This is a genomic window from Nocardiopsis sp. TNDT3, from assembly GCF_003427465.1.
Taxonomy (GTDB): domain Bacteria; phylum Actinomycetota; class Actinomycetes; order Streptosporangiales; family Streptosporangiaceae; genus Nocardiopsis; species Nocardiopsis dassonvillei.
In genome coordinates, this window is sequence record NZ_QPFC01000703.1 from 1 (window position 1) to 4,150 (window position 4,150).

Consider the following 4,150-nt stretch of genomic DNA (forward strand, 5'->3'; position numbering starts at 1 on the left):
GCGACGACCCGCCTCCCCGGCTCCGGTACGCTCGTGCCGTGTTCAAGGTAGGAGTTTTCGGCGCCGACGGGCGCATGGGGTCAGAGGTCGTCCGAGCGGTGCGGGGCGCCGACGACATGGAACTCGTCGCGGGGGTGGACGCCGCCAGCGACAGGGAGGCGGTGCTGGGGGCCGACTGCGTCGTCGACTTCACCCACCCCGACGCGGTGATGGACAACCTGGAGTGGCTCATCGGCCACGGGATCCACGCCGTCGTCGGCACCAGCGGGTTCGACGAGGCCAGGCTGGAGCGCGTGCGCCGGATGCAGGAGGCGAAGCCGGGGGCCAAGGTGCTCATCGCCCCCAACTTCGGCATCGCCGCCGTCCTGATGATGCACTTCGCGCGCAAGGCCGCGCCGTACTTCGACTCGACCGAGATCATCGAGCTGCACCACCCGAACAAGGCCGACGCCCCCAGCGGCACCGCCTACCGGACGGCCGAGCTGGTCGCCGAGGCCCGCCGCGCGGCCGGGACCGCGCCGATGCCCGACGCCACCACCTCCGAGATCCCCGGCGCCCGGGGCGCCGACGTGGAGGGCGTGCGGGTGCACGCGCTGCGCATCGCCGGGCTCATCGCCCACCAGGAGGTCGTGTTCGGCACCGACGGGGAGACCCTCAAGATCCGGCACGACTCGATGAACCGCGCCTCGTTCATGCCGGGCGTGCTGCTGGGCGTGCGCGGGGTGGACGGCCTCGCCGACCCCCTCACCGTGGGCCTGGACGCGCTCCTCGACCTGGACTAGCGGTCCGGCCCGAACCGTCGCCGACGGCGGGAGGCGCGGTCCCGACCCGCGTTGGTCCCGCACCTGTGGCCGGTGCCGGGCCCGAACCCCGCCACGGGTTCGAGACCACGCCGACGAGGGCGCTCTCCGGACGCCGCACGGGGGCCGCGCGCAGCGCGCGGCCCCCGTCCCGTCTCACGCGCCGCGACGGCAGGTGAGGAACACCTGGACCTCGGGCCGGGCGCCCTCGGGCTCGTAGGAGACCACCCGCTCGTCCTCCACGATCAGCCCGGCCTCCTCCACCACCCGGCGCAGCTCCCCGTTCGGGTAGCCCGACACCCGGACGTCCGTGCCCAGGAAGGGGATCGGGGCGTCGTCCAGGTCGGCCTCCACCATGGACAGGCACAGCAGGCCGCCCGGGACCAGCGAGGCGCGCACGCGGCTCAGCGCCTCGGGGATGCGGGCCTTGGGCAGGCACAGCAGGGAGAAGAACGCCACGATGGCGTCGTAGGAGGACTCCGCGGGGTCCAGGTCGAGGATGTCGGCCCGGACGAACGTCGCCTCCGGCACGTTGCGACGGGCGATCTCGACCATCCGCCCGGAGATCTCGTAGCCGGTCACCCGCGCCCCCGCCGCCACCAGCTGCCGGGCGGTGGGCACACCCGTACCCGAGCCCAGGTCGAGCACGTGCGCGCCGGGCGGCAGCAGGTCCAGCAGCCGGCGCACCCGGTCCTCCTGGCCCTCCTTGCGGGGGAAGGCCTCGTCGTAGCGCTCGCCGATCGCGTCGAACGCCGCGGCCTGGAGGGCCGAGCGCCGCGCCCACTCCTCCGGATCCGGAACGTGGTCGAGGGGGTCGGGGGCGGTGTTCTCGCTGGGCACGGTGTCGTCTCTCCCTGCCGTGTCGTACGCGCGTGTCTGGGGTGCGCGCATCCTAACCCGTTCCCGCCGGACCGGGGCCCGGCGCCGCCTCCCGGCGCCCGGCGTGTCGTCTCGGCGCCCGTCCGCCACCGGCGGGTCCAGGACCTCCACGGGGATCTCCGGGTCCAGGCCGGCCGGCGGGGGACCCCCTCCGGCGGGTCGGTCCTGCGGCCGAGGGAGGCCCCGGGCCTCCGGGGAGCCCCGGCCGGACCGCCTCCGGAGCAGGCGGTCGCGATCAGCGTCAGCGCGGCGGCGACGAGCGCCACCGCGGTCGTGCGGGGGCCGCCATGCCCCGGAAGGCTGGGACCCGTGGGTCCCCCCGGCGGCCACGGGCGCGTCCGGACCCGCTCACGAAGGGTCGGCCGCGTGCGGCCGCCGCCTCACCCCAGGAGCAGGGCGACCGAGAACAGCACGCCGAACGCCATCTGGAGCCTTCCCGTCTCACCCAGGCCCAGCACCAGGTCGCGGCCGGTCTGGCCGCCCAGCACGCGCCGCAGCGGCGGCACCGCCAGCGGCGCCGACACCAGCACCAGCGGCGTCCACCAGAACACCGGGGTCAGCGCCAGCGCCACCAGGTAGGACAGCGCGATCGCGCCCCCGTACAGGCGGCGGGTGCCGGCGTCGCCCAGCCGCACGGCCAGCGTGACCTTGCCGGTCTCGCGGTCGGTCGGGATGTCGCGCAGGTTGTTGATCACCAGCACCGAGCAGGACAGCAGGCCCACCGGCACCGACGCCACCCAGGCCTGCCAGGGCGCGGAGCCCAGCTGCACGAAGACCGTGCCCACCACGGCCACGACGCCGAAGAACACGAACACCGAGACCTCGCCCAGGCCCCGGTAGCCGTAGGGGCTGCGGCCCCCCGTGTAGTACCAGGCCGCCGCGATCGCCAGGGCGCCCACCAGCAGCAGCCACCACGAGGACGCGACCACCAGCACCAGGCCCACCACCCCCGCGAACGCGAAGCTGGCCAGGGCCGCCGCCAGCACCTGCCGAGGGGCGGCCAGGCCGGTCGCGGTCAGCCGGGTCGGCCCCGTCCGCGCCTCGGTGTCGGTGCCCTTGACGCCGTCGCTGTAGTCGTTGGCGAAGTTCACGCCGACCTGGAGCGCCATGGACACCACCAGGGCCAGCAGCGCCTTCCACCAGACGAACCCGTCCAGGGCGAAGGCCAGGGCCGTGCCGACGGCCACCGGAACGATCGAATTCGGAAGCGTACGGGGGCGCAGCCCCGAGACCCATTCACTGACCGTGGCCACGCTCCGGCCCTCCCCGCTCACCACCGGCGCACCCGTGCGCGCCGCGACAACCACCCCACGTTAGACCCTGTCGGCGGCGCTCCCGCCCGCGCCCCGGCGCCGGGGCGCGGGTCGGCCCCCGCTACTGGGAGATGGCCGCGTGCAGGCGCACCATCGGCAGCAGCCGCCCCATGTCGATCTCGCGGCGGGCGCCGTCCGCGCGCCAGCCCGAGGCCTCGAAGAACGCCCGCAGCGCGTTGTCGGCCTCGGGCACCCACACGTGCAGGGTGGCGAAGCCGTCCTCGACCAGGTGGTCCACGCACGCGTTCACCAGGCGGCTGCCGTGCCCCTGACGCGCCCGCTCGGGGTCCACGTGCAGGGCGAACACCTCCGCGTCCTTGGCGGGCCACAGGTCCGGGTCCCCGGCGGGGCCGAACGCGGCGAAGCCCGCGACCGTGCGCACCCCCTCCACCTCGTCGGTGGCCACCACCAGCCGGTGCCGGGAGGTCGGCGGCGACTCCAGGGCGGCCGTCCACTGCTCGCGGAACCGCTCCCTGGCCTCCTCGCCGCCCAGGCCCCCGGACACCTCCTCGGGCAGCAGCGACCCGTACACCGCCCGCCACGACGCCACCTGGATGTCGACGACCGCTTCCACGTCGGCGGTACGGGCGGGACGGACGAACCGGGCACTGGACACGGGGAACTCTCCTTCGGGGGTGGGCGACACGCCTGGCGACAAGATCACCTACGCCGGAGTTTCCGGACCTTGCCACAGCATGGGAACATCTACGTTGTGAGCCTCATTATCAGAGTTATCGTGAACGCGCTCGCCCTTTGGGCGGCTGTCCTCCTGATCGACGGCATCGAAGTCACCGCGCAGGACACGGTCGGCCAGATCCTGGTCTACCTCGCCGTCGGCGCCATCTTCGGCGTGGTCAACGCGGTCATCAAACCGATCGTCAAAACGGTCGGATGCCTGTTCTACGCTCTGACCCTGGGGCTGATCGGCCTCCTGGTGAACGCGCTGCTGCTCATGCTCACCAACTGGATCGCGGGCCTGTTCGACCTGCCCTTCCACATCGACGGGTTCTGGCCCGCCTTCTGGGGCGCGATCGTCGTCACCATCGTCAGCTGGCTGCTCAGCATGTTCCTGCCCGACGGCAGCGACGACTAGCCTCCTGCCACGGATCCCGTCCGCCCCGAACCGCGGGCGGACCCCGGGCCCGGCCGGATGGCACG

General features: G+C 73.9%; 5 protein-coding genes. 2 read left to right on the top strand and 3 right to left on the bottom strand.

Annotation, left to right across the window (positions count from 1 at the left end; translation table 11 throughout):
* The first annotated feature begins 74 nt into the window (after positions 1–74).
* Positions 75–782, top strand: a complete 708-nt coding sequence (gene dapB / locus DQW06_RS17465) for a 4-hydroxy-tetrahydrodipicolinate reductase (RefSeq protein ID WP_041552290.1) — start codon at positions 75–77, stop codon at positions 780–782.
* Positions 783–956: 174 nt separating this feature from the next.
* On the opposite strand, the gene DQW06_RS17470 is transcribed toward dapB, so the two are convergent.
* The 3 genes from DQW06_RS17470 to DQW06_RS17485 form a co-directional block, all read right to left on the bottom strand.
* On the bottom strand, positions 957–1,640 hold the full coding sequence (locus DQW06_RS17470) for a class I SAM-dependent methyltransferase (RefSeq protein WP_013151695.1): 684 nt from the start codon (positions 1,638–1,640) through the stop codon (positions 957–959).
* A 419-nt stretch (positions 1,641–2,059) separates the two neighbouring features.
* Positions 2,060–2,932, bottom strand: coding sequence for a 1,4-dihydroxy-2-naphthoate polyprenyltransferase (locus DQW06_RS17480; RefSeq protein WP_013151696.1), 873 nt, complete (start codon positions 2,930–2,932; stop codon positions 2,060–2,062).
* 121 nt (positions 2,933–3,053) lie between these two features.
* Positions 3,054–3,608 (bottom strand): GNAT family N-acetyltransferase, encoded by a 555-nt coding sequence (locus tag DQW06_RS17485; protein ID WP_013151697.1) that lies wholly within the window; start codon positions 3,606–3,608, stop codon positions 3,054–3,056.
* 96 nt (positions 3,609–3,704) lie between these two features.
* On the opposite strand from DQW06_RS17485, the gene DQW06_RS17490 reads away from it, so the two are divergent.
* Complete coding sequence (locus DQW06_RS17490) at positions 3,705–4,085, top strand: phage holin family protein (RefSeq protein WP_071621549.1); 381 nt, start codon at positions 3,705–3,707, stop codon at positions 4,083–4,085.
* Positions 4,086–4,150 lie beyond the last annotated feature (65 nt).

Excerpts from the sequence above, each read along its gene's own strand:
- dapB (WP_041552290.1), top strand. The coding sequence starts at position 75 with ATGGGGTCAGAGGTCGTCCGAGCGGTGCGGGGCGCCGACGACATGGAA.